The organism is Kouleothrix sp. (genome assembly GCF_046328425.1).
Taxonomy (GTDB): domain Bacteria; phylum Chloroflexota; class Chloroflexia; order Chloroflexales; family Roseiflexaceae; genus Kouleothrix.
The window spans coordinates 107,746-129,357 of sequence record NZ_JAXLWP010000011.1 but is presented as its reverse complement, the minus strand read 5'-3'; the positions used below and the strand labels follow the sequence as shown (position 1 = coordinate 129,357).

Sequence of the window (21,612 nt, the reverse complement as noted above, 5' to 3'; positions counted from 1 at the left end):
GCGAACGCGGCCGAATTCTACCACGTTTTATGAATCGGTCGAGGGCGGCGGCGTCGGCAGCGGGTCGTTGGTGTCTGTCACCTGGTCTTTGCGTACCCAGCCGATCATGCGCCACTCGCCTCGCACAAACCCTTGGTACCAGCCATTGCGCTCGGCGAATACGAAGAAGCGGCCGCGCGCGTCGAGGTGCTTGAGCACCTTGGCAGTGTCGTTTGGCGCGGCGCGCACATCGGCGCCAGCCACGTCGAGCGCGCGCTGGGTCTTGTACTCTGGCGGCAGGAGCGCTGCGCCGTCGCTCGGGTCGCGCGTGTTCAGGTAGCGCACAATGCCGTTGGCAATCCCCACCGCCGCGCGGTCGGCCTGGCCAATAAACAGCGCTCGGTCGGCGGCGTTGGTGAGAAAGCCCATCTCAATGATGATCGCCGGGGTGGTGCGGGCGATCGAGTGCTCGTGGCGGCGGTAGTTGAAGGCGTAGTAGCCGCGCATATTGATGGTGATTGCGCCGTCTTCGGGCAGGCCGGTGGCGGCGCCATACTCGGCCTCCACGCTCTCGAGCAGCAGCTGCGAGGCGCGCGAAGTACGCCAGGGCGTCGCGAGTTTGAAGCCACGCGCGCCGGCATTGGCCGAGCCATCGGCATGGATCGACACAAACACGTCGGCGTCGTAGCTGGATGGAATGGTAGCTGGCAGCAGGTCGACGGCCAGGCCATGGCTGGTGAGCAGCGCGGCGACACGCTGCGCGACGTCGAGGTTCACATCGGCCTCGGCATAGCCAGCGGCGTGTGCGCCCGACGAAGTGCGCAGGCGCGCTAGCTCGTCGGGTAGCTCGCTCGCTTTCCAGTGGCCTGCCTGGATGCCAACGCGCGCTACGCTGCCGGCCGGGCGCGGTGATGGTGTGGGAATGGCGCTCGGCGTGGCGGTCGGTGGGACGGGCGTATTCGTAGGTACAGCTGTGGTAGTCGGCGATGGCGGCCGGGCGGTGTTCGTGGGCAGCATGCTGGCCGTGGGTGTATCGGTGTCGCGGGCGGCAGCCAGCGCCACAGCGGTCGGCGGCAGCGGCGGCGCAGCGGCGGGCGCCGGTGCATAGAAGGCGAACAGCCCCGCGCCAACCAGCGCTGCGAGCATTCCGAACAGCAAACGTTTGTGGAATAGCCGTGCGGCCACTGGGTACCCCTGCGGATGCTGTGAACGGCGAATGGTGAATGGCGGCAGTATAGCATAGCTGCCCGGCGCCGAGAACCTCGCGAGATGAGAGGTATATGAGTGTGTGCGGCGTGAGGCCTTAGCCTGCATACTACTTTCTCACGGACGCTGAGCGCCGCTCATACCCGTATCTTTATGCTCACCTCCTGCGCTTTATGATCAGATTAATAACAATTTCGAATACAAACTGTAGTAAATCTTCGATATATGAACAAAATTTATTCCAAATAGACCATTATATTATTTTTTTGCTACACAAAAATCATTGACCGCAAAACTCCGCTTTGCTATCATCTCAATACGTGCGCCGTCGCTGCAAACCGTTTAAATAGGCAAGGATCCACGCATGATACGCCTCATTATCCTACGTGTGTTCGAGAGCTACTTTCGCCACCGCTGGCTGAATCTCCTCCCCGTTCTTATGATGATCGTCGCTGCGGGCGGCTATATTAGTCTCTCCAAGCCCGAGTTTGCGTCGCGCGGAACGCTGTATGTTCAAAAGTCGTCGCTTCTCTCGTCGCTTACCCAGATCCAGAACGATGGTATCTCCTGGAGCACGCCTACCCAGATCGCGCTGAATGAGCTTTCCGAGCTACTTCAGACCGATGCATTTATTCGCTCGGCAATCAAGAAGACCGATCTGGAAGCGAAGATGTCCGGCGACCCGAGCGACGTTACCGCGACCATGGACGATTTCCGCACCGCGATCCAGGTGCAGATGGTTGGCGACAATCTGATAGAGATCAGCGCGCTCAACCGCGACCCTGTGCTGGCTCAGCAGCTAGCCCAGGCCACAATCGACGCCTACACTCAATGGAAGCTTAACGGCGATCAGCAGGAAAGCGCGGTCGCGCAGTCGTTTTTCGCTCAGGTCATCCCGCCCTACCAGCAGGAGCTGCAAAAAAACCGCGACGACCTCAAGGTGTTCTTGCAGACGCATCCGCAGCCGCTGCGCGGCGAGCGCCCGCCTGAGGAGCAGGTGCAGCTCTCGCAGCTCCAGTCGGCGATCAACTCGGCTTCCACTCGCCTCGAAAATGCGCTCGAGAAAGAAGAAAGCGCGCGCCTGGCTCAGTCGCAGGCCGAAAGCAATGTGCGCCAGAACTACCTCCTGATCGATGCGCCAATCGTGCCGCTCAAGCCCGAGCGCAGCTTGAGAACAATGGCGCTCAGCGCGGCGATCTTTGTGGTTGCCGGCATTGTGCTGAGCATTGTCGGCGTGATCGGTGGCGCGCTGCTCGACCGCAGCTTCCGCTTCGCTATCGATGTTCGTAATGGCCTTGACCTGCCCGTGCTTGCGCTGGTTCCCAATGTCGGGCGCTTGCCTGCTGTGCTGCCGGTGGCTCAGGGTATGCTCGCCAGCCTGAGCCAGGCGGCGAGCGCGCCGGCCGCGCAAACCCAACAACACGACGATACGCTTGCTGTTGGGCTGCACGATCAAGCGGTCGCCTGAAATTGTGCCAGGCACGCCAGTTACTCGCCGAGCAGAATAGAGCCATGATATGCGTAGTAATGCAACGACTGTCGTTAAAAATGCCACAGTGCTGATGGCCTCGCAGCTTATTACCTGGGCGCTAACGTTGGTGCTCACCGTCGTACTCGCGCGTTACCTTGGGGCCACACTTGTTGGCGAATATACGCTGGCATCGTCGCTCTGGACGATCATGGGCGTGTTCATCAACTTTGGCATGGACACGCTGCTGATCAAGCAGATTGCCCGATCGCCTGAGCAGCTGCCCGAGCTGCTGGGCACCACCATGATCGCGCGCACGGCGCTGTTCCTGCTGAGCTGCGGCGCTGTGGCGCTGTATGCCTACTTGGCCCATTTTTCGCCGACAACCCTGGTGCTCGTCGCGCTGCTGGGCGTCGCACAGCTGGTCACCCAGATCTACCTGGCCACTCAGGCGGCGCTCCAGGGCATCGAGCTGATGGAATATGTCTCGATCGCCGGGATCATTAGCCGTGTCGCTAATACCGCGCTGGGCATCGCCGTACTGCTGCTTGGGTACGGGGTGTATGGCATTGCGATCGTCACCATTGTTGCGATGCTGGTGGGCCTGGTGTTGCAGTATGGCGTATTGTGGCGGCGCTATCCTATCCGTATTGCCTTTAACCTCCAGCATATGTGGTCGATTATGCGCGCGGGGCTGCCATACCTGGCTTCCAGCCTTGGCCTTGTGGCCTATGGCCAGGTCGACGTGCTGGTGATCTCGTCGCTCATAAATACAACCCAGGTAGGCTGGTATGCTTCGGCGTCGCGCCTGTTCGGAACAACCATGTTCCTTCCGGTGATCCTCACCACTGCAGCTTTCCCAAGCCTAACGCGCGCCTACGCCAACGCCTCGGACTCGGTGTCGCGCATTATTCAAAAAAGCTTCGATCTCATGCTGGTGCTCAGCGTGCCGCTTGGCCTGGGGCTGTTCGTCTTGGCCGATCCGCTGGTGGTGCTGCTCTACGGCGCCGATTTTGCGCCAAGCGGCCCGGTGCTGGCGCTGATGGGGCTGGTGCTTATTCCCACCTACCAGAATATTTTGCTTGGCCAGTTTCTTACCTCTACCGATCGGCAGAATGTCTGGACGGTCGTGATTCTGGTCGCAACTGCCCTGACCGTACCGCTCGATATTGTTCTGGTACCTTGGTGCCAGCAGCAATGGAGCAATGGTGCTATTGCTGGCTCGCTGAGTTTCCTGATCACCGAGGTCGTTATGGCCGCCGTGGGTATCCGGCTGCTCCCCAAGGGCTCGCTCGGGCGCTCGAGCATCGGCGTAGGGCTGCGTGTTCTGGCGGCTGGTGTGGTCATGGCGGCCATCTCCTGGTGGCTGCGCGACATCTTCATCGTCGTTCCAATTGTGTGCGGGGCGATTGTCTATGGCGCGCTGATCTTGTTGCTACGCGTTGTACCGGCTGAAGATCTTCAGCTGTTAAAAGAAGTCAGCCTGAAAGCGCTGGGCCGCCTGCGCAGGCGTGGCGCGAATACTGTTCCAGCGGAAGGGGCAAAAACGCCATGATGCTATTGCGTCGAAAAAAACAGCCAGCCGCCGAGGACCACGAGCTACCGTTGCTCCTTCGCTCGGCCACCGGCGATCTGCTGCATATCTTTCCCGCCGAGGTGATTGGTAGCATTCGCCATCTGGAAAATACACTGATCTACAACCAGACACTGCCCAAGAGTCTCGCGCTGGTTGCCGCGTTCAGGGGCGAGGGCGTCACGTACACTGCACTGGCGCTGGCTACCACGCTCGCCAGCGACCTCCAAGCGCGCGTTTGCGTTGTCGAGCTGAACTGGTATGCGCCTGGCCTGCAGGCGCGCCTGTCCGAACCCGTCGTCGCGACGCCACTAGGCCGCCGCAAGAAGAAGCCGGCCGAACCAATCGAGCACTCTGGGTTTGTGGCGGGGCCGGGAATCGCCGGGGTGCTGACTCAAGCCTGCGCGCTCGACGATGCTCTCATCGCCACCGAGCTGCCAAATCTCATGCTTCTTCCCGCCGGTGTGTTGCCGGCCGAGCAGCGCCCTTCGATGGCTCGCAGTGAAGCGCTCAAGAACTGCCTGGCTCAGCTTGCCGAGCGCTTCGATCACCTCGTGCTCGATATCCCGGCCATCAGCGCGACTACCGATGCGATTGCGCTGGCATCGTTGAGCCAAGGCTGCTGCCTGGTGGTGCGTCAGGGCGTTACACCGGTTTCAAGTGTGCGTCGCGCGCTCGACTCACTCGTGCATCTGAATATGCTCGGAGTGGTGCTTAATCAGATCGGCTCCGATCTGCCACGCTGGATGAATCGCTTGGTGCCACAGGAGTAAATCAATGAAGCTGTTCATGGGGTTTATCGTAGCGACGTTCATCATGGCGACGGTTCTGCGGCGATATGAACTACGCATCAACCAGTGGATGGTCTTTGGCCTGGCTATTTGTCTTTCAATCGCTTACTTCTTCTTTAATCAGATTTAGGCTTCATACAGTGAGCGATACATTTCTCACATATTCTGGCCCGCTTAGCAGCACAGCTCAGGCTCGCCGTTCAGCAATGGCGTGGGGCCTGTGGCTGGCCGCTCTGCTTGGTTTCACTGCGCTCACCGCGCTGCTGATGATCCGTGGCACGCCAAGCTTCGCAGTAGTCGGCTGGGTCTGCTTTCTCGTGGGCATTGTCGCGGTGCTCTACGAGCCGCGCTATGGTGTCTACCAGCTGGTGGGCTTCGGGCTGGCGGGCGATATGCTTCTGACGCCGTGGTTCCCGTTCGTGAAGAATTTGTCCAGCGCCGAGTCGCTGCTGTACATTGGCCGAGCCACAAGCTTTAGCCCGGCCGAGATCTTCATTGGCCTCACATTCATCTCGTGGCTTGGGCGCGCCGCGATGCAGCGCAAGTTCAAAGGTTTTGGCGGCCCGTTGCTGTGGCCCGCGCTCGGGTTTACGTTCTTTGTGCTCTTCGGTTTGCTCTATGGCATTACACACCACGCCGATCGCAAGATTGCGCTCTGGGAGGTACGCTTTATCTTGTGCCTTCCGGCGATGCTGTTCCTTACCAGCAACCTGATCAAGACACGCCAGCAGCTCAATACGCTGATCTGGGTCGCCATGACGGCGCTGTTCTTCGATGCCTGCAATGGCGCGTGGTTTGTCGCCACTATATTGAAATATAACCTGCACTCGGTTGAGTCGATCGCCGAGCACTCTTTTTCGATCCACCTGAATACTGCCTTTGTGCTGGCTGCGAGTGTCTGGATGTTCCGCGGCTCGCGCGCTAAGCGCGTCATCCTGCCGCTCATGATGCCGATCATGCTGTTTAGCTACTTTGCTAACCAACGGCGCGCTTCGTTCATTACCTTGGCGCTCGCCCTGGCTCTGATGGCCTATGTGCTCTACTTTGTGCACCGCAAGGTTTTCTGGACGATCATGCCAATCGCTGTGGTGCTCGGCGCTGTGTATCTCGCGGCCTTCTGGAATAGCAGCGGCGGGATTGGCATGCCGGCGCGCGCCATCCGTTCGGTGATTGCGCCACAGCAGGGCGGCCGCGACGACTCGTCGAATGTGTATCGTGTGATCGAGAATACAAACGCTAAGTTCACTATTAAGTCACGGCCGCTCACCGGTATCGGCTTTGGTAATAAGTTTTTTATTGTTGCGAAGATGCCTGACATCAGCTTTTTCGAGTGGTGGGAATATATCACCCACAACTCGATCATGTGGATCTGGATGCAGATGGGCGCCGGCGGCTTTCTCGCGATGCTCATGCTGGTCGGTATGTCGATCGTTGTCGGCTCACGCGCCCTTTGGCGGATGCCCGGCGGCGATCTGAGCGCAATCACGCTTACCGCAACACTGTATATTGTCATGCACTTCGTGTACGCCTACGTCGATATGTCGTGGGAAGCTCAAAGCATGCTCTATGTCGGCACTATGATGGGCATCGTCAACTGCGTCGAGCGGCTTGCCGATACCCCGGTTCCGGCGCCGGCGAAGCGCTGGCCCTGGCAACCCGAACCGCTGCCTGTCCCTGGTCTTCGCCCACTACACGAGGGTCCATATGCCGCTGGAAAAGCTACTCCACGTCGCTCGCGAAGAGACAAGCGGCCTGCATCCCCGGCTCCTGCTTACGCAGATGTGCTGCGCCCTGCTGCCGAGCCACGTCGGTAGCCGCCTGCGAGTATACGCGCTGCGTGCGGCTGGCTTCCGGATCGGCCATGGCAGCGTGATGTGGGGGATGCCGCGTATTACCGGCAATCGCGATCTGTACACGCGGCTGTCGTTCGGCCGCCGCTGCCTGGTAAATGTCGGCTGCTTCTTCGATCTGGGCGCCTCGATTACCATTGGCGATGGTGTCGCGCTTGGGCACCAAGTGATGATTTTGACGACGAGCCATGCATTTGGCCCAGCCGAGTTTCGCGCTGGGCCTACCTATACAAAGCCGGTTGTTATTCAGGATGGCGCCTGGTTAGGCGCACGGGTGCTGGTATTACCCGGTGTAACTATTGGCGCTGGGGCAGTGGTGGCTGCTGGTGCCGTGGTTACCCGCGATGTTCCCGCGAATGCGCTTGTAGCGGGTGTGCCGGCGCACCCGATCCGGAGCTTATAATGCGCGAAGAAAGTGTTATTGCGGAGAAAGCCCGAATGTTTAAGGTTAGCGTAGTTATTCCCACTTATAATCGCCTCATGCGCCTTAAGCAGGTGCTGTCCGCGCTTGCTGAACAATCATACCCGCTGGCCGACTTTGAAGTGATTGTTGTCTCGGATGGATCGAGCGATGGCACACACGAGTATGTGAATCATCTGGTAATGCCGTATCGCCTGGCGCTCGTTACCCAAGCAAACCAAGGCCCCGCCACCGCGCGCAATACCGGCATTGCACACTCCAGCGGCGAATACATTCTTTTCATCGATGACGATGTTGTGCCAGCAGCTCAGCTGATCGCCGAACATATGGCGCTGCATGAGCAAGCGGGCGCAGATGTGGTAGTGCTTGGCCCGATGCTCACGCCGGACGATTTTCGAATGTCGCCGTGGGTGCGCTGGGAGCAGGCAATGCTGATGAAACAATATCAGAGCATGCAGAAGGGACGCTGGCAGCCAAGCCCGCGCCAATTCTACACTGGCAACACCTCGCTGGCGCGCCGGCATCTCAATGCGAGTGGCGGTTTTGATCCGGCCTTTCGACGCGCTGAGGATGTCGAGCTTGCATATCGCCTGGCAAGCCATAACTTACGCTTTGTGTTTCACCCCGCCGCCGTGGGCTATCACTATGCCGAGCGCAGCTTTCGCTCGTGGATCGAGACGCCATATACCTATGGCCGCAACGAGGTGATCTTCGCGCGCGACAAGCAGCAGATGTGGCTGCTGCCGGCCGTGTACGAAGAGTTTCACCACCGGCACCCGATTGTCCGCGCGCTCGTGCGCGTGTGCCTTGATCGCAGAAGCATAAGCAAAGGTGTGGTTGCATGGCTCAGAGTGCTGGGCCAGCAAAGCGATCGCTTTGGTATCGAGCGCATGGTTGAGATGACCCATAGTGGAATGTTCAACCTTCGGTACTACCAGGGGATTGCCGACGAGCTGGGTGGGCGGAAGATATTCTTATCGCAGGTGCAATAGCAATGTTTACACTTTTTCGGCACGATGCATATCGCTGGGCGGTGTACTACCTGGGCCGCCCGATTAGCGACCCCGATCAACTGACATTTGGCGATCTATCACGGCTGCTGTTCCAACATATGGCGTTGCGCGCGGTGGCTTGGTTTCGGTTGGGCTCGTGGTTTAAGCGCAAGCGCATCCCTCTGTTCCCCGGTTATATTCAGCGCCGTATCTACCGGCGCTATGGTCTCGAGATTGTGGTTGGCGCCGATATTGGCGGCGGTTTGTATATTGCGCATCCAATTGGTACAGTGATTGCGCCTAAGCGCATGGGCGCGAATTGTAGCATCATCGCGGCTGTTACTATCGGCATGCGTAATCAGTGGGACTTTCCCGAAATTGGTGATAACGTCTTTATTGGCGCTGGGGCACGGGTGTTAGGTGGTATTTCGGTGGGAGATCATGCAGTAATTGGCGCTAATGCGGTTGTTATTCACAATATTCCGGCTGGAGCTACGGCCGTCGGTATTCCTGCAAAAGTTGTTCGGCAGTCTTCTACGCTGGCAAAATAGCACAAGATCGGCGATAATACATAGACGAAGTAATATGCAATTAGTGCGAGCCGAGCTTGAAAATATCGCAATCTTTTAAACACTCCTCTGCGGCGCTTTTGCTATGCCTAGCGCTGAGCGCGTGTACGAGTTTTGCATCAAGCACCGAGCTTACGCCAACACCGCACCCTACCCCTTCGATTGCGCCGATCTTTGGCGATGCCCCAACCCGTATTGCAACTCCCACCGCCCTGAGTATCCCAACGGCCACTGCGACGCTCGTCCTCGAGCCTACCGCCACCGCAAGCGCCAATATCCAGCCGACTCGCCTTCCTGATAAGATTGAAGTGATCTCGATCTTCGACGAGAAGCTTAACCCTAACTGGAGCTTGGATACCAGCCAGAACGTGCGCTACGATATTGCGAATACCTCCTTCGCTGAGAAGGGGAAAGTCGCCATTCTCGTGCAACCGGCCAAGGGCTTTGGGCGCTTGTTCTTCTCGGTAAAAAAAGACTCGCGCGATATCTACGGTACGGATCGGGTGTTAGGTGTGAGGTTCTGGGTAAGTGGTGGCGATCATATCATCGCCACGAGCGATCTAGCCGTAACAGTGACGGGTAGCAATCAGTATACATACTGGGTAGCCAACGACACGTCGGTAAAAATTAATACTGCGGTGACCCCAGACGCGCCGCTCTTTTCCGAGACACGCCTGTACGATTTGGGGGTCAACCGCAGTATTCCGGCTAAATCGTGGGTTGAAGTGATTGTCTGGCTCGACAAGCTGCTATACGATCCACAGTATCGGTACGTCACTGGCGTGTATATTAAAAACGACGAGCTGTTTACCGATACGTATTACCTAGATCGCGTTGATCTTCTTCTTCAGGCGAAGACCTAGAAACTTCAGCGCCCCTGCCCGCTGGTCGTCCTGCTCCACCGCTGGGGCTGGGTCGGCCGCATACGGCTCCTCAGCACGCCGCGCCGCCAGCAGCTGCCCAACAGTCGCAATAACCTCGTCGGAGCCAACCGGCTTGGTCAGAAAGGCGATCGCGCCGGCTTCGTGCGCGCGCATCTGATCTTGGTCGTGAACGCTGCCGGTTAGAATGATCACTGGTATCGCACGGTAGCGCTCGTCGCTGCGCATCTGGTGAAGCAGCTCCAGGCCGTTCAGCTCTGGCATATGCAGATCTGTTATCACCAGGTCGAACTGCTGCTCGGCTAGCCGATCGAGCGCCTGACGGCCGTTGAGCGCGGTTGTAGTGGCATATTGGTGCTGTTGCAGAATAAAGCTCATCAGCCGTTGGCTGGTCGAGTGATCATCAACAACAAGAATATTTGGCATGGTATAGTTCCTCGATATCACTCAGAGATGCTTCATCAGGCACCAGTGATTGTTGCCTGGCGCGGGATGGTACGAAACTTCGTCCATCAGGCTACGGATAATATACAGGCCATAGCCGCGCACCTGCGGCTCCTCGAATGTTGGCGATGATGTGCGCTCGATGTCGAACGACTCGCCATGGTCGTACATATCAATCGTAAAGCGCCTGGGATGCTCGGCGAGCGTTAGCACGATCGAGATGCGCTGCTCTTGCCCACCAGCATAGGCATGGTCGACAATATTGGCGCAGGCTTCGTGGGCGGCCAGCTGAATCGTGTAGGTAACACTTTCGCGCTGTTCAAGATTTTCGACACGCGCCAGAATCTCTGCAATGCAGGCACTCAATACACTTAGGTATTTGGTCGTCGCAGGGAGTTCAATTCGTATAATTTCAGGATACTGCGTGCTCACACCGCCACTCCTTTGATCACCACAAGCGTCTGATCGTCATCCTGCGGCCGGCCGACGCTAAACGCATCGACTGCGGCGAACAAGATCTCGGCAATAGCTCGCGCCGACATTTCAGACGATATTGCCACTAGGTTGAGCAAGCGCTCATAGCCGAATAGTTCTTCGTCGGGGCTACGCGCTTCGTTGAAGCCGTCGGTTGCAACAACCAGTACATCGCCGATATCCATCTGGATTGTGTGGTTTCGGCCCATGCTCGTGCTCAGTACGCCGATTGGCGGGCTGTCGGCGCCGAGCAGCTGCGGCGTGCCGCCCACTGGGCAGTAAATCACTGGCGAATGGCCAGCGTTGGCGTACAGCATTGTCCGATTAAAGGCTTGATACTGCCCAATAAACGCTGTTGAGAACATGCCAACCTGCAAGTAATCTTCGAACAGATCCTCGTTCGAGTTGCGCATCACTAGCTCGGGCGTCGGGTTTGGCATGTAGCTGGCTTTGCTGTGGATCGCGGTGCGCGTCATTGTCATCATCAGCGCGGCCGATAGCGCCTTTCCACTCACATCGCCAACCGCAAACATCAGCGGCCGCTGTGGCTGGTGGATGAAATCGTAGAAGTCGCCGCCGATCTGGCGCGCCGGCCGCGAGTTCGCTGCGATATCGAGCCCCGGTACCGAAGGGAGCTGCTGCGGTAGCAAGCGCAGTTGAACGCGCCGCGCCAGGTCAAGGTCGTTCTGGATTTTGCGCTGCTCGAGAGTCTCTTGGTGTAGCAAGACTTGCTCGATGTGTGCGCTTGCCTGGTCGATAATCGCGCGGGCCAGCTTCACGTCGGGTGTCGAGAAACCGGTTGGCTTATTCAAAAGCCCCAGGCCTGCGATGAACGAGCCGCGAATGCGGATAGGGATAAAGCAGAGATTATCGGCGCCCGTCGAAAACGCTTCGATCAAGCTGCCGGTCGTTAGCGACATCTCACGTTCACGTACCTGTGCTTGGCGAAAGATTTCCCAGATCGCCGCTTCATTGCCAAAGTTTGCCGGGTATTGAACCACGATCGGGTCGCGGGTCGCGAAATCGAAAATCGCGAAACCGGCGCGCGTTTTCACCAGTCGCATCGCTTCAAAAAGCAGGCCGCGCAGCGTGTCGTCGATAGTGGTGTAATGGCGCAGCGACCGCGCCAGTTGGTATACGGCCAGTAAGCGATCCTGGCTCTCGACCAGCTCGGCAGTCATGGTATTCAGATCTTCTTCGAGCTGAATGAGGTGCGATACCAGGCCGGCTTCGGCAACCAAGCGTTCTTGTGACAGGAGATCGCTCAGGCCGGCGATGCGCAGCTCGCCGAGCACGCGCTCTTCGAAATAGATTGGCACAACCAAGCTTGGCCGATCGAGCATGCGCTTGTCGGGCCAATATGCCAGTGGCGCACCGTCGCTCCAAACACCGAACGCCGAGGCGCCACTTGCCAGCCATGCTTTTGCGAGCGTAGCAAAATGTGCACGTTGATTTGCTAAAACATTTGCCAGCATAACAGTTTAGCTCGCAAAAGCACCAATGGCGTGATCTTCGTCGACAAAAATCTGAAAGGCCTTATCAAGGCGAGTGAGCTCGAAGATCATAAATACTTGCTGCTGCAAACCACACAGATACAGCTCGCCATTACGCTTTCGGCAGCGATTCAGCCCCTGAACAAGCGTAGCAAGGGCGGTTGAGTCGACGAAATGCACATTTGCGAGGTTGATGACGATCTGCGGCTGCTCAAGCGGTGTATTCTTTTCGAGCCAATCGCTGACTGCCGGTGCGACATAATTATCGAAGCGGCCGGCCAGGCGAAGCACCGCAACCGAACCAGCAACATGCGATAGTAAATTCATAATCTCGAGACTCCTTAAACTCCATTGACTTTATCGATACGTCCATAATATCCCTGCGCTTCCGGGCGCAGGCGCCGTAGCCACACCAGCGGCGTACGCAGTACGATGGCCAGATCTACGCGCCAGCTGCGCGTAGCAGTATAGTATGCATCCGCGATGAGCATGTCGTCGAGGGTGCTGTGCGGTGTTGTCTGCACATACCATAGGCCGGTAAAGCCGCACGGGTATTCGTTCCGCTTTTGGTGCCACGCCTCTTGGAGGTAGTCGGTCTCTGCTGGCGAGAGCGGCTTAACACCTACAAGGGTAATATCGCCGCTCACGATATTCCATAGCTCGGGCAAGCGATCGAGCTCGAGGCTATGGAGCAAGCGGCCAAGCGGGTACCACGAGCCGTTGTCGCGTTGGGTGCGGAATGCCAGCAGGTTAAACTGCTGCGGCTCGTTCGCGTCGCCGATAGCTCCGTGCTGGCCTATGCGCGGCAGGCGCGCCAGAACCTTGCCGCCAGATACTATGGCAATAAATACGGCGATCGGCAGCATGATTGGTATAGCCACGAGCAGCAGCAGCATTGCGACGGCCCGGTCGAGCAGGCGCGCGAGCTGATTTTTAGGGAACACGCCGGCGGTGATACCCGAGAGTAAAAAATCATCGACGACGTCAATGCTGTCTGATGTATTGATATCAATGATCTTGGAGTGCGACACCACACGCTCGCGCACGTGAACGAGGTGCCCGATATAGCTACGCCGTAGAATAGTGCTACGCTCGACGGTTGCCTCGTCGTCGATGACGACGCTTGAACCGATCACAACTTCGGGGCCGAGCTCGGCGCCATAGCCGATCCGGCTGCCTTCGCCAATACAGAGAGGCGGGGCCAAGCGCGCGCTTGGATGGATGAGGTGGTTAGGCCCGACCCAGATGCCTGGCGCAATCTGGTGCCCCTCGATCGAGGGGTAGCGTACGGTTGGCAGCGCGGCTATCTCGGGCAGCTGGGCGAGGTGCTCGGGGCGATATGCGCTATACAGAAACACGCGCTGCGCTTCATGATACAGCTGAAATGTGCTCAGTGGATTGTAATATCCGTTGGTTCGATAGGCGTGAACAAGCTCGCCTGCCTTGAGCACAGCCGGTAAAAATTGGCGATAGACATCGAAGTGCGTACGAGCTGGAATATAGTGTAGCAGCCCAGGATCGCAGATAAATGCCCCGGTAAAAGTATCGAGCGATGGGGTAGTGCTGCCGAGGCCTGAGACGTGCCCAACGGTATTGGCGTTCACAGGCATCGCCGGCGAGCCAGACAGATCGTGCTGAACCATCAGCGTCAAAGGCCCGCCATGCGCTTGGTGCGCAGCCAGCGCCGCATCTACATCGAGGTCGAGGATACAATCGGCGGGCAGCACCAGCACTGGCTCGTGGATCAGCTGCGCAGCCCAGCGTAGTGCGCCTGCATTGCCCCACGCCTCCCGCTGGGTGATATATTCGATCTGCATATTCCAGCGGCGCCCGGTGCCGAAGTAAGCCGCGATACTGCCAGCATTCTGGTGTAGGCTGATCAGCAGCTTCTTATAGCCCGCGCGCGCGAGTAGCTCGATCATGATCGCCATTACCGGCCGATTGACCACTGGAAGCAGCGGCGGGGCGATGGTATGTGCCAGCGGTTCGAGCTTTGGTTCTTCACCAGTTGCGAGAAGCAGTAGTTGCATGGATTTCCTGATGCTACAGTGATGGCGAGGCCGGAACGAGCGAGCCTGGTATACCCATGGCCGTTTCGACATCGTCATAAATATCGAAGAAATGATCTAGGCGTATCAACGAGAGAATACGAAATAGATCGGGCGGAACCGAGGCCAGCCGCAGAGCGCCGCCGGCGGCACGCGCGCGATTGGCGAGCGCCACGAGCGCACCCATGGCCGTGCTGTCGAGAAATGTTGCGCGGCTAAGATCGACGACCAGGAATGGCGTGATGCTCAATGCTTCTTCGGCGCGCTCGACAAAGCTGGCGTAGTTGCTGGTATCCATGCGGCCGGTGATATTCAAGATGACTTTCTGATCGACGATGATGCTCTCGGAGGTTGGCAGCAGGGGCGCCGGTAGACTACCCTGGCGCATCGCCCACCATTGCCGCACAAAAAAATACCCGAAATAGCCGAAATCGTGCACGTAGCGCCGCCACAGCCGCCGCGGCTCTTGCAGCAGCCGGTATAACCATTCCAGGCCCATATTCTGCATCCAGATGGGCGCGCGCCGTGTGATGCCGGCGATCATATCGAACGTACCGCCCACACCAATACAGACCGGCACATTAATCATCTGAGCGTACATCCGGATCCATTTTTCTTGTTTAGGGTTTCCGAATGCGACTAAAAGGATATCAGGTTTTGCCGATCTAATCTGATCAAGAATTGATCGATCCATTTCCTGTATGGGAACATTTGGTGGTGAGATCACACCGGCGATCTGTAGACCAGGATAGCGCTCCTGGAGTATCTCGGCCGTGCGTGTCCCGACGCCTGGGCGGGCCCCGAGCAGAAAGATCGAGAACCCTTTCTCGGCGGCGCGCTCGGCCAGCGCCGGCACCAGATCCGCACCGGTGACGCGGTTCGCCAGCGGGACGCCCAGCAGTCGGGCGCCAAGTACCAATGGCATCCCATCGGCCGTGGCCATATCCGATTCCTGTAAAATTCGGCGCAGCTCGGGATCATGCAGTGAGTTGACCACAAAGTCGGCGTTGATTGTTGCGATCTGGTGGCTGCGCCCGGTAGTGCGACCTGCTGCGATAAACTCTTCCAGGCGCCCGAGCGCTTGCGGCATGCTCAGGTCGTCGATCGGCACGCCGAGGATAATGAGCAATTTGCGCATCGTGCTATATCACTTTCTTAGATCAAACCTGAAACGCGGAAACGTGCACGATCTGTCGATGAGTGCTAGTAAGCGCCACGGCTGGCAAGCACGGCTGGAATAGTTTTGATCAGAATCTCGATGTCTTTCCACAGGCTTTGTTCGGAAATATACTGCAGATCGAGCTCGATCCAACGCTTGAAATCGACATTGCTGCGCCCCGACACCTGCTGCAAGCCGGTAATGCCGGGCACTGCGTTCAGCCGCCCGATCTGCTCGTATTCGTACTGCGATACTTCGCGTGGCAGCGCGGGCCGCGGGCCCACCAGGCTCATCTCGCCTTTGATCACATTAAACAGCTGAGGTAGTTCATCGATGCTGAGCTTGCGAATAAAGCGACCCACTCGCGTAACGCGCGGATCATTTTTCATCTTGAACACAGGGCCATCAGCTTCATTCTGGGCCATTAGCTCCTGCAGGCGCTGCTCGGCATCCACATACATCGAGCGAAACTTGTAGCATGGAAAGTGCTCGCCCCAGCGACCGACGCGTGTTTGTCTGAAGAGAATTGGGCCAGGCGAGTCGAGCTTGACCGCGATCGCCGTCAGGATCATGATGGGCGAAACCAGCAGCAGTGCGAAGAGCGAAACCGTAAGATCGAGCGCGCGCTTGATATTGCGCATGATTTTGCGGCGGATGACCCATAGCACGAGCGTAAATCGTAGGCGCTGGCTGGCTCGCACGCTCCGAAAGCGCTGCTTAGAGTAAATTTCGAGCATCCGAGCTGCTTTTGTATCTAGCTGAAGATTGGTGCCCGTGGTAGTCATAGACGGCCCCCATATTACTGCTTGGTAATGTATATTGGAGTTATGCGTTACCCTAGGTAGAATGATTGTACTGATCTTGAATGAATACAGTCTTCAATTCTTTGGGCTTGTGCCTAAATATTTGTTTATGTATCATTGCGAGCAGTACGCGTCCAGCCGTTTCTATCAAGACCCAGTAGTACGCGTATGTATAGTGCAATCTTCCAGAGGATGAATACGGGCGAGTATAATAGTGATAGATATACACGGCCTGGTGCTTGAGCTAATACAAGGCTCGAGATAATATATATTCCCTGAATAGCAAGCAGCGATAAGCTGATTACGATGCCAACGGTGTTTTGTAAGATTCCCGCGACGATCAAGCAGCAGAGTGTGAGCGCTGCAACGATCGACAGCGGCGGGATCAGCTGCTCTATTGCCGCGTCGAGCAATAAGAAGCTACGCCGCGCCAGGGCCTGGCGCAGCAAGCGTGGCACGTAATTGCGAACCATCTCCTGGCGGCCGCGCTCCCAGCGTACATTTTGCGTCTGTGAAGCCCCAAGTGTGTTGGGCATTTCGGCCCAGACGATCGCGTCAGGCGCAAAAGCCACGCGTTTGCCGTCGAGTATCAAATTCATGTGATACTCAATATCTTCGGTGAGCGATGCCGGCCAGCGGTGTTTGCGGATGATATCGGCTGCGAACACCATCCCATTGCCCTTTAGCCCGGCCGAGCCGTCAACGACGCTCCGCGCGAGCGGCCGCAGGTAGTGTAAGGCTGCCAAGGCCACCGCGCGCAAGCTCGCGCTCCACGAGGTATCGGCGTCGCGCACGGCGTAGTATGCCTGAATGGCCTGCTCGCCGCGCGCCAGCCGCGCGTCCATAACCACCAGAAAGTTGGGCGACAGGATCGAGTCGGCGTCGACAATGAGCAGGGCATCGTAGGTTTCGCCGCTGGCCCATATCCGGCCCAGCAGCCATTCAAGCGCGTAGCCCTTGCCGATATTCACTGTATCAAAGCGTTCGTGCGCGATGGCGCCGTGCTGGCGTGTAAGCTCAGCGGTACGATCCGAGCAGTTATCGGCGACCACGTGCACCGCGTAAAGCGAGCGCGGGTAGTCGAGCTGCTGAAGATTGCTCAACAGGCTGGGTAGCAGCCGCTCTTCATTATGCGCTGGGATCAGAATGGCAAAGCGGTGCGTTGGCGGTTGGCCACGCGCGGCGGTGCGGCGTGGCGCGAAACAGGCCAACACAGTCAGGAACAGCAGATACCCTACTATTATCGTCAGCAGCGCCTCGGTCAGAAGCAGCAACCCTTGCAGAGCGAAGATCATAATTGAGGCTCCCTTGCGCCGCCGGCCGTGGCCGACGCGGTGATGATGCAGGATGGGAGAGACGCAAGCGACGGTTTCGCTTATGCGTGCTGCCGAGCTTCTAGATGCACTAGTTTCGCGAGCCGCTCGACATAAAGATCAAGATTCATCGACTGCTCGATCCGGCGGCGGCCAGCCTGGCCCATACGCAAGGCGATGTCGGGATGTGCCAGCAGGTAGTCGATCGCCTCGCGCAGGGCTGCCGGGTCGCCAGGCGGCACGTAGATGCCGGTCTCGCCGTCGACGACGACATCGGTTTGGCCGGGGGTGCGCGAGCAGATCACGGCGCGGCCCATGGCCATGGCCTCGAGAATGGCAGTGACGCCTGCCTGGAATTCGACATTTTGCAGCGGCATAACCATGAATGCGCTATCGGCATACAGCTGCCGAAGATCGTACTGGCTGAAGCGGCGCACGGTGACATTTGCAGGAATATGTTGGCCCTGTGTGTTGTCGGTGCGTTTCGACCAGGGGCTTGCGGCGGCAATCATGATCTGGGCCGGCAGGTTCTCGACGGCTCGGAGCAGCGTGGGGTAATCGCGCGCTTCCAGGCCCACCGAGCAGATAATCGGCGTGTTGCCGGGTTGAGGTGTGGCGTGCTCGGGCGAAAAAAAGTGGGTGTCGACCATGAATGGCGTGAAAACCACCCGCTCGGGCGTGACGCTCCAGCGCTGTTCAATAAATTGCTTTTGCCAGGTGGAGTACACGAGAAAGCGATCGATGCGCCGTTGAAGACCAAGGTAATCGAAAAAGAGCATCTTCTTTTTTACCGACAGAATGTGCACGATCATAAGGTGCCGGGCGCGGCGCATACCCAGCCCGAAAAAGCGCTCCATCAGGGCAAGCGGAATACCGACCTGCTCGCCGTCGGTAAAAATAGCCTTGTAGATATGGCGCTTCCGGAAGCAGGCCCAGGCCAGCACGACATCTGAGCCGCCCAGTCGCTCGAGCAGGCGTCCTATCCGGCCGCTTGCGCGGCGCGCTGCGGCGTAATCGATCACGTCGGCGTTGAATGCGCGCGCCAGCTCAAGGTAATCGGCGCGCGGTCGCATGCCTTTGGCTATCTGCTCGGCTGTATCAGGCGCGATCGAACCCGATACCGTCAGTAACACATCGGCCATGTTTCTCCCTTTTAGCTACGGCATGGTAGCGAAGCCATAAATTGGACAAAGGCTACACTGTATGTACCGCCAAGGCGTGCTGAAAAGTACTGTATCAGGCGTATTGGTGAGCACGCTCGTTCGTACGCGCCACGTGCTTTAGCAGCTCGATCAGGCGGCGAGTATTCGCCTCGGCGTCGAATGTTTCGGCGACAACCTGCGTCGCTCGCGCGCCCTGGCGCAGCCGCAGGGCCGGGTTGGAAACCAGCTGGCGAAGCGCCTCGGTGAGCGCGCTGGTGTCGCCAACCGGCACAAGCGCGCCGGTCTCGCCATCGCGGATGATTTCGGGGATGGCGGCAACGCGCGTAGAGATCGCTGGGAGGCCAGCGGCGCCAGCCTCGGATAGCACCATAGGCAGGCAGTCGCCATAGGTTGGCAGGCAGAAAATATCGGCGCGGTAGTACAGCTCTTTGAGCGCGACGCTGTTGGGCTGCATATTGGTGTATACGAACAGGCCCGGCTCTTCGGGCAGCTGGGCGCGCGTCACGACGTGCAGCTCGGCGCCGAGCGCCCGCACCGCGCGAAATGCCTCGAGCAGCAGCATGCCGCCTTTGCGCTCGAAGTCGCCGCCAACAAACAAGATATTCACCGGCCCGCTATGCGCAATGCGGGGAACCGGCCGCGCCCACGATCTGACATTGACCCCAGGCGGTATGACCGTGATCTTCTCAGGCGCCACCTGGTAGTCGTTCACCAGGCTTTGTTTCGCCCACTCGCTCCAGGTAACCAGATGCCGCGCTGCGCGAAAGCAGTCGCGGTTGAGCTGCCATTTGAGACGCTCGAGCCAGGCTGGGCCAGGGGTGTGGCTGTATACCTGGCCCAGCTCGTCGTACTGCAGCGGCGTGGCGTCCAGCGATACGACGCTTGGTATCCGCTTGATCCAGCTTGTCGAGAATACCGCCGGCACTTGGGTGTGGAAGAAGAGTGCGTCTAGGTTGGCGCGAGCCGACATCTGGGCTACGGTGCGGCGTGCGCGCACACCCGCACGAACAGTCCAATTGCTCTTGTAGACGGGTAGCTTACCAGCAAAACCGCGCGCCTCGAACGGCACCAAGCCCCAGTGCGCATTAACCTCGGGATCGAGCGATACGTTGGTTTGGAGATTTTTCGTGTGGGTGATGTGCCCCAAGGCTTGCTCGAGGACGAACCCAAATTGGAACGTTGTCATGTTATTTAGCCTCGATAACCACTAGCGAAAGCGAATAGGCTGGCAGAACAAGCGATGTGGGCGCAACGCCCGGCAGGGTGGTGCGAACGATGGTTTCGGCGGCCTGGCTATACCGGAAGAGCGTGGCCTGGCCCGCAGGTAAGGCGCCAGGCGAACCGAGCGAAACTGTAGCGGCGCGCTGTGGATCTTTGTTGATCAGCAGGAGCGTGAGCCGGCCGCCGTCGCTCTGTGCCGCGAAGGCGCTTACCCAGCCGGGCTGGCTGCTGGTTGCGGCGAGCGAGACATTGCCGAAATGGCCGCCCTGGTTGTCGTAATTGCTAAACAGCTTGAACGCGTAAAATCCGGGGCTGTTGGGCTCGGGGTAGCGCCAATAATTGGCCAAATACACGTCTTCGCGGCCCATAATGCCAAGCACCTCGGCCAGTGCCAGGGCGCCATTCATCGTGCGATCGGCGCCCCAGTTCCACTCTGTGATGCCAAGCTTTGTGCCAGGGTAGTTTTGCGCGATCAGCTTGTGCATGCGCGGGATCAGCGCGACTGGCTGATTGATCCACGATTCGTCAACGTATGTTTCATCCCACAGCGAGCGTGTGCTGCGCAGGCGCCGCGCGGCTGTGTCGGCGTCCGCGTCGTCGTTGTACAGCCCCTCCGGGTAGTAGTGAATGTCGAGCACGTCGAGCGTGCGAACGCCGGCAGTTTCGTCGTGCTGGCGCACCTGCTGTAGGAACCAGGGTAGAAAATCCTGGCCGTCGTGTGCTGCGCGGTCTTGGTCGCCGGCGGCCGAGTTCCAGTAGTAATACCAGCAGCAGCTCACTGGGCCGAGCAGTTGGGCGTTGGGGTTTTGAGCGCGCACGGCGCCGGCATACTTCAGGTAGGTGTCGCGGATCTCGTCGTAGGTTGTGCAGCTTGGGTGTACGTCGTAGTGCGTATGCCCCCAGATATCGGGCTCGTTGTCCATCGCGACAAACTGCGGCGTGTATAGCGCGCCCTTCAGGTGCCGCAGCCACTCCAGATCCGACTGCACATCGATGGGCACATTGGCGCGTTTTGGGTCGGCGATGGCGCCCGGCTTTTCGCAATTTGCCTGGCTGGCATCGCCGCATTGCCCATCGTCTGTCGGGAATGAGCAGGTATTGGTATCGTTGTTTTTCGCCACCCAGCCCAGGGTCGGGATGGTGAGCAGCGCTGCGGCGTCAGCGTCGCGCGTATCGCGCATGAAATCGTCGCTGGCCGATTTCCCGGTGTAGCCATAATCGCCATTGCGATACTGCCAGTCGCTGGCGGCGTTCCAGGCATTGCCAAGCCGCCAGTTGTAGCGGGTGCTGGGGTTGCCGCCCCAGCGGTTGATGCCTGGCCGCAGGGCGTGCAGCACCTCGCTTGGCGGGTTATTCAGGCCATAGATCAGCGGGCTAATCGGATGCCGTCCGCCGGCTGGATCGATGCTGATGCTGAGGTCGGCTGCGACGGCGGGCGTGGCTGAAGCGCTAGCCGCAGCTGGTGTTGGCTCCGGCGTCGCAGTGGCGTGAGCTGCGATGGCCGGCGATGTGGTTGGAGTGCGAGCTGGCGGCAGCGCTGGCGCTGGCTGTGTGCCGCAGCTGGCAGTTGCGAGCAGAAGCAGCAAAACGATCCAAAATCGATACTGTCCTGCATATCTTCGTGTCGGGTTTACACGGTACATAGGTGATCTCGCGGGTAATCTTCCTAAAGCAATTGATACGAAACAAAAAGTAATTACGCCACGTTGCGCTATCTATACCGGCAAACGCCTGCAAACGATACTGAGGCGCCTGGATATAGGT

21 protein-coding genes are annotated in these 21,612 nt (G+C 58.5%); 9 read left to right on the top strand and 12 right to left on the bottom strand.

All coding sequences use genetic code 11. From position 1 onward, the window contains the following. Positions 1–27 precede the first annotated feature (27 nt). Complete coding sequence (locus U0177_RS12095; RefSeq protein ID WP_409570888.1) at positions 28–1,125, bottom strand: N-acetylmuramoyl-L-alanine amidase; 1,098 nt, start codon at positions 1,123–1,125, stop codon at positions 28–30. 424 nt (positions 1,126–1,549) lie between these two features. Here U0177_RS12095 and U0177_RS12090 point away from each other — a divergent pair, with 424 nt between their 5' ends. Genes U0177_RS12090 through U0177_RS12050 form a run of 9 tightly spaced genes read left to right on the top strand, consistent with a single transcriptional unit; the run spans position 1,550 to position 9,712 of the window. After that, positions 1,550–2,653: a lipopolysaccharide biosynthesis protein gene (locus U0177_RS12090; RefSeq protein ID WP_409570887.1), complete on the top strand. Its 1,104-nt coding sequence runs from the start codon at positions 1,550–1,552 to the stop codon at positions 2,651–2,653. A 49-nt stretch (positions 2,654–2,702) separates the two neighbouring features. Next, positions 2,703–4,208, top strand: coding sequence for a flippase (locus tag U0177_RS12085; protein WP_409570886.1), 1,506 nt, complete (start codon positions 2,703–2,705; stop codon positions 4,206–4,208). After that, positions 4,205–4,999 (top strand): chromosome partitioning protein, encoded by a 795-nt coding sequence (locus U0177_RS12080; RefSeq protein ID WP_409570885.1) that lies wholly within the window; start codon positions 4,205–4,207, stop codon positions 4,997–4,999. The genes U0177_RS12085 and U0177_RS12080 overlap by 4 nt, the downstream gene beginning before the upstream one ends. 4 nt (positions 5,000–5,003) lie before the next feature. Next, on the top strand, positions 5,004–5,147 hold the full coding sequence (locus U0177_RS12075; RefSeq protein ID WP_409570884.1) for a hypothetical protein: 144 nt from the start codon (positions 5,004–5,006) through the stop codon (positions 5,145–5,147). A 10-nt stretch (positions 5,148–5,157) separates the two neighbouring features. Beyond that, complete coding sequence (locus U0177_RS12070) at positions 5,158–6,831, top strand: O-antigen ligase family protein (RefSeq protein ID WP_409570883.1); 1,674 nt, start codon at positions 5,158–5,160, stop codon at positions 6,829–6,831. Next, the gene (locus U0177_RS12065; RefSeq protein WP_409570882.1) at positions 6,722–7,270 is read left to right on the top strand and encodes an acyltransferase; all 549 of its coding nucleotides are present in this window, start codon (positions 6,722–6,724) and stop codon (positions 7,268–7,270) included. The genes U0177_RS12070 and U0177_RS12065 overlap by 110 nt, the downstream gene beginning before the upstream one ends. Beyond that, positions 7,270–8,280, top strand: coding sequence for an exopolysaccharide biosynthesis glycosyltransferase EpsD (gene epsD, locus U0177_RS12060; protein WP_409570881.1), 1,011 nt, complete (start codon positions 7,270–7,272; stop codon positions 8,278–8,280). The genes U0177_RS12065 and epsD overlap by 1 nt, the downstream gene beginning before the upstream one ends. 2 nt (positions 8,281–8,282) lie before the next feature. Next, the gene (locus U0177_RS12055) at positions 8,283–8,831 is read left to right on the top strand and encodes a serine O-acetyltransferase (RefSeq protein WP_409570880.1); all 549 of its coding nucleotides are present in this window, start codon (positions 8,283–8,285) and stop codon (positions 8,829–8,831) included. Between the two features lie 56 nt (positions 8,832–8,887). Then, on the top strand, positions 8,888–9,712 hold the full coding sequence (locus tag U0177_RS12050; RefSeq protein WP_409570879.1) for a hypothetical protein: 825 nt from the start codon (positions 8,888–8,890) through the stop codon (positions 9,710–9,712). Here U0177_RS12050 and U0177_RS12045 read toward each other — a convergent pair. The 11 genes from U0177_RS12045 to U0177_RS11995 form a co-directional block, all read right to left on the bottom strand. After that, a complete protein-coding gene (locus tag U0177_RS12045) occupies positions 9,674–10,156 on the bottom strand; it encodes a response regulator (protein ID WP_409570878.1) in 483 nt (160 codons plus the stop codon). The genes U0177_RS12050 and U0177_RS12045 overlap by 39 nt on opposite strands. Before the next feature lie 21 nt (positions 10,157–10,177). Then, complete coding sequence (locus U0177_RS12040) at positions 10,178–10,606, bottom strand: ATP-binding protein (RefSeq protein ID WP_409570877.1); 429 nt, start codon at positions 10,604–10,606, stop codon at positions 10,178–10,180. Beyond that, a complete protein-coding gene (locus U0177_RS12035; protein ID WP_409570876.1) occupies positions 10,603–12,123 on the bottom strand; it encodes a PP2C family protein-serine/threonine phosphatase in 1,521 nt (506 codons plus the stop codon). Before U0177_RS12035 ends, U0177_RS12040 begins: the two co-directional genes overlap by 4 nt. A 6-nt stretch (positions 12,124–12,129) precedes the next feature. Then, positions 12,130–12,468: an STAS domain-containing protein gene (locus U0177_RS12030; RefSeq protein ID WP_409570875.1), complete on the bottom strand. Its 339-nt coding sequence runs from the start codon at positions 12,466–12,468 to the stop codon at positions 12,130–12,132. A 14-nt stretch (positions 12,469–12,482) separates the two neighbouring features. Beyond that, complete coding sequence (locus U0177_RS12025; protein WP_409570874.1) at positions 12,483–14,171, bottom strand: sugar transferase; 1,689 nt, start codon at positions 14,169–14,171, stop codon at positions 12,483–12,485. Positions 14,172–14,184: 13 nt separating this feature from the next. Further along, entirely contained in the window at positions 14,185–15,327 is a 1,143-nt protein-coding gene (locus U0177_RS12020; RefSeq protein ID WP_409570873.1) for a WecB/TagA/CpsF family glycosyltransferase, read from the bottom strand. A 65-nt stretch (positions 15,328–15,392) separates the two neighbouring features. After that, positions 15,393–16,133 carry a sugar transferase gene (locus U0177_RS12015; RefSeq protein ID WP_409570872.1) on the bottom strand — a complete coding sequence of 247 codons (741 nt, stop codon included), beginning with the start codon at positions 16,131–16,133 and terminating at the stop codon, positions 15,393–15,395. Between the two features lie 125 nt (positions 16,134–16,258). Then, positions 16,259–17,446 carry a glycosyltransferase family 2 protein gene (locus tag U0177_RS12010; protein ID WP_409570871.1) on the bottom strand — a complete coding sequence of 396 codons (1,188 nt, stop codon included), beginning with the start codon at positions 17,444–17,446 and terminating at the stop codon, positions 16,259–16,261. 80 nt (positions 17,447–17,526) lie between these two features. Further along, a complete protein-coding gene (locus U0177_RS12005; RefSeq protein ID WP_409570870.1) occupies positions 17,527–18,486 on the bottom strand; it encodes a glycosyltransferase family 4 protein in 960 nt (319 codons plus the stop codon). 214 nt (positions 18,487–18,700) lie between these two features. Beyond that, positions 18,701–19,813 carry a glycosyltransferase family 4 protein gene (locus U0177_RS12000; protein ID WP_409570869.1) on the bottom strand — a complete coding sequence of 371 codons (1,113 nt, stop codon included), beginning with the start codon at positions 19,811–19,813 and terminating at the stop codon, positions 18,701–18,703. Between the two features lies 1 nt (position 19,814). After that, positions 19,815–21,434, bottom strand: coding sequence for a glycoside hydrolase family 44 protein (locus U0177_RS11995; RefSeq protein WP_409570868.1), 1,620 nt, complete (start codon positions 21,432–21,434; stop codon positions 19,815–19,817). Positions 21,435–21,612: the final 178 nt, after the last annotated feature.